General features: G+C 70.0%; 7 protein-coding genes. All 7 read left to right on the forward strand.

Annotated elements, in window-relative coordinates; all coding sequences use genetic code 11:
* Positions 1 to 2: 2 nt before the first annotated feature.
* Positions 3 to 212 (forward strand): hypothetical protein, encoded by a 210-nt coding sequence (locus GEV07_30835; GenBank protein MQA06904.1) that lies wholly within the window; start codon positions 3 to 5, stop codon positions 210 to 212.
* Positions 213 to 217: 5 nt separating this feature from the next.
* Positions 218 to 463 carry a hypothetical protein gene (locus GEV07_30840; protein ID MQA06905.1) on the forward strand — a complete coding sequence of 82 codons (246 nt, stop codon included), beginning with the start codon at positions 218 to 220 and terminating at the stop codon, positions 461 to 463.
* Between the two features lie 157 nt (positions 464 to 620).
* Entirely contained in the window at positions 621 to 911 is a 291-nt protein-coding gene (locus GEV07_30845; protein MQA06906.1) for a hypothetical protein, read from the forward strand.
* Positions 912 to 1,163: 252 nt separating this feature from the next.
* Positions 1,164 to 1,400: a hypothetical protein gene (locus GEV07_30850; GenBank protein ID MQA06907.1), complete on the forward strand. Its 237-nt coding sequence runs from the start codon at positions 1,164 to 1,166 to the stop codon at positions 1,398 to 1,400.
* A complete protein-coding gene (locus tag GEV07_30855; protein MQA06908.1) occupies positions 1,397 to 1,633 on the forward strand; it encodes a hypothetical protein in 237 nt (78 codons plus the stop codon). Before GEV07_30850 ends, GEV07_30855 begins: the two co-directional genes overlap by 4 nt.
* A gap of 2 nt (positions 1,634 to 1,635) precedes the next feature.
* Positions 1,636 to 2,634: a hypothetical protein gene (locus tag GEV07_30860; GenBank protein MQA06909.1), complete on the forward strand. Its 999-nt coding sequence runs from the start codon at positions 1,636 to 1,638 to the stop codon at positions 2,632 to 2,634.
* 17 nt (positions 2,635 to 2,651) lie between these two features.
* Positions 2,652 to 3,313 (forward strand): hypothetical protein (locus GEV07_30865; GenBank protein MQA06910.1); only part of this gene is annotated, 662 nt, incomplete at its 3' end.

Genomic DNA, 3,313 nt, shown 5'->3' on the forward strand with positions numbered 1-3,313 from the left:
AACTGTGGTTTCCGGAGAAGGGGCAGCGGTCGTCTGCAGTCGCGAAGCGGCTGTGCGAGACCTGCCCGCTGATGCAGGTGTGTCGGGACTGGGCACTGGCCCATCCAGACAAGGCCGAGTTCGGTGTGTGGGGCGGGCTGACCGAACACGAGCGCCGCGCTCTGCACCGCCAACGCCGCCGTGATCTGGCGATCACCCGAGAGGCGGCGTGAGGCCGATGTACGCACCGACGTATTACCGCGCCCGGATCCCGCGAGCGAGCTGGACGCGTACGGGGAAGGCGACCGTCACGGTTCGGGTCGGCGGGACCTACGAGGTCTACCTGTGTGTGGGGCAGTGGCGGATCCCGCTGCACGCCGCCGAGGCGTGGGGCGTGCTCGCCGCGCTTGAGACAGCGATGCCGTCCGAGTTCGGCGCGGCGCCGGAGTGGTTCGACGCCGTGATCTACGGGGAGGCCGCGTGATGACTACTGCACCTGAGTCCGTGCGTTCGGTCGTGTGGTGGGCGGTGTGTGTCCGTCCAGGTGACGGTCCGGAATTCCGGTTCGCTGCACCGCCGCGGAACCCGCTGCGTCGTCTGCGTCGCCGGGTGCGACGCCAGTCCGCCGAGGGGGTGGCGTGATGCCCGTCATCGGCTTGCTCGTGCTGGGTGTCTGGCTGGCGTTCATCACGGTGTGCGCAGTGGTCGCGGCGCGCAAGGGGCTGTGGCTAAAGGTCGAGTACGACGTGCACGAGACCGTCGCGTACGCGGTGACCCAGCACCACTACTTCCACCAAGTAGACGCCATGGACACCGATGCTTTCGCGCCGAGCTCCCGAGTGGTCAGTGGACGGGTACTGGCGCGAGCGGTGCTGCCGGCGACACCACGCCGCCATCTCACGCACCCCGCGCACTGGGAGGGGATCCGGTGATGACGCCGCCGATTCCGACCGCGTCCGCGCCTGGCGGCCTGCCTGTTGACCGTGAGTTCGGAACCCGGAATGCCCGTGAGCTGGAGGAGAACCAGTGAGCACCTTGTACCGGATCGCTGATGCCGCGCACCGGCTGGTGACCGCGGCTGACGAGGACGAGTACTTGCATGCGCTTGCCGAGCTGCGCGACGAGGTCGCCGAGCCGGCCACCTGCACCACCTACACCAACACGCTGATCGGGGGCTATGCGTCATGACCGTCTACGTCGAGTACCTCCCGCAGCAGACCACGACCGCGACACGGTCACTGCTCTGGGCGGACAGCCCTGCGGAGATGCGCCAGTTCGCGCTGCAGCTCGAGGTGGCCTGTGTGCCGTGGCTGCAAACCACGACGATCTCCGAGGCGCAGCGCCGGCGGGCGATCCTGATGGGCGCGATCCCGGTGCACACGAACCCGCTGCAGCCCGATCCGGCGGGGGTGGCGGCATGAACCAGACCACTGTCGTGATCGGCCACCAGCTGGCTGCGCGGAACCTGGACCGCGACGGGCACCCGTTGCTTGCCGCGATTCACCGTTTGACACCACGGCAGGCCTGCGACGCGCTGGCCTACCTCGCCGGCTACACCCAACGCGGGACCGAGCTGGCCGTCGACTCGGCAATGGCTGGCGAGTCTGCCGTGCCTACGGCACTTGGGCTGACCGAGCTGGGGGAGGCCGCGTAGCAATGACGCAGACGGCACCGGTGTCGGAGAAGGCACAGAAGCTGATCGCGGACGCCCGCGAAGCGGCGGAGCTGCGGTCGTACCGCACGCACCCGGACGTGGCGGCGCTGCGGATCGAGCGGGTCCGCTCCGCGGTGGACGCGCTGGTGTGGACCGGGATCGTGCTCGGGTTGGCGTTCACCATGTCCAACGTCGCCCAGTTCGCCGCCCAAGGCGCGGCCGCGTGGAGCGTGCCGTGGCTGACCGCGTGGCTACTCGACCCAATGGTGTCGTTGTGCCTGATCGGCGTCCTGCTCGCCGAGTCCACGCTCGCCCGCTACCAGCTCAAGGCCGGCCGCTGGGTACGCACCGCGAAGTGGGGGCTGCTGTTCGCGACCTACGTGATGAACACCTGGCAGTCCTGGGCCGCCACCAACCTAGCGGCGATCGTGTTGCACTCGGTGCCGCCGCTGGTCGTGTTCGTGATGGCCGAGGCGATCACCGACCTACGCGACAGGCTGACCGACGCCGTGGTCGCCGCGCACACCTGGGCCCGCGACCACCGCGACCACGTCACCGACAGAGATGCCCTGCCCGGTCCCGTGGGAATCGCACCGTCGGTATCGGCCGAGCAGGACCAGACGCCGACAGCCGAAGACCACGTATCCGTACCCGGTCCAACGGCGGACCTGGACCCGTTGCCGGCAGCGGACCAGTCCCCGGCCGCGGTGCCTGTCGAGGAGCACGACCGCGAGACCGCGCGCCAAGTACCGGAGGCCAGGACCAAGAGCGCGGGTCCGGATGTGTCGGACCTGATCGAGCCAGGCCGCCGGGTCCAGGCGCGGTTGGCGGCCACGGGCCAGTCCCTGACCCGGCGGGCGTTGATCGCTGGGCTGCGCGAAGACGGCCACGGCATCGGCACCGCCCGCGCCAACGCGCTCCTACACGTTCTGACGACCGAGCCGACCGAAGACACCACCACCGACCGTTCCGGCGCCACAGCGGCGTCACAGGCCGCCTGAGAGGGACACCAGCAACCATGAGCATCCGTGACCATCTCCCGTTCGGGAGCAAACCCGATGATGACGATCGACCCGACCGAGACGACCAGATCGAGGCGGCGGAGTCTCGGCCGGTGTTGCGGCCAGTGCCGGACCCGCCGGCGGCCGATACCGACGAGCTGACCGCGACCGCCGGCGACACTGAGCCTGTTGCCGCCGAGGACAACACCGTGTCGGCGGGGGACCAGGACCGGCCGGGCCCTGCAGGGACCGAGGTCCGCGACGACCAATCCGAGGACCAGGCTGAGTCCGAGGACCAGAGCTCGGCGCCGGTGGCGGTGGACCCGCCGGTGGTCCGTGAGCGACTGGGCCTACCGGCGCGGGCGCGGGCCGCCGATGAACGGTCTCCGGTGTTGGCGCCGTGGCTGAAAGACCCGCAGGAGCTGCGATTCCTCGTCATCTGGTTGGCCGGGTTCCTATGGCACAAGGTCCGCTACCACGGGGTTCGGGTGCCGCTGTACCTGGCGCGGCTCGCCGGGTACTCGCCCCGCGGACTCGCGCGCACTGTGCGGAAGGTGGCGGGCTGGCTGGGTGATGCCGAGGCCGCGCCGCTGCGCCGCCAGGCGGTGGACCGCAACGCGTTCGACGAGTACATGCACCTGGCGAAGCTGCGCCGCGACCGAGCCGCGTTCCGCGCGCT

This window comes from Streptosporangiales bacterium (assembly GCA_009379825.1).
In the GTDB taxonomy this organism is placed as follows: domain Bacteria; phylum Actinomycetota; class Actinomycetes; order Streptosporangiales; family WHST01; genus WHST01.

Excerpts from the sequence above, each read along its gene's own strand:
- GEV07_30840 (MQA06905.1), top strand. The coding sequence starts at position 218 with ATGTACGCACCGACGTATTACCGCGCCCGGATCCCGCGAGCGAGCTGG.
- GEV07_30845 (MQA06906.1), top strand. The coding sequence starts at position 621 with ATGCCCGTCATCGGCTTGCTCGTGCTGGGTGTCTGGCTGGCGTTCATC.
- GEV07_30850 (MQA06907.1), top strand. The coding sequence starts at position 1,164 with ATGACCGTCTACGTCGAGTACCTCCCGCAGCAGACCACGACCGCGACA.
- GEV07_30855 (MQA06908.1), top strand. The coding sequence starts at position 1,397 with ATGAACCAGACCACTGTCGTGATCGGCCACCAGCTGGCTGCGCGGAAC.
- GEV07_30860 (MQA06909.1), top strand. The coding sequence starts at position 1,636 with ATGACGCAGACGGCACCGGTGTCGGAGAAGGCACAGAAGCTGATCGCG.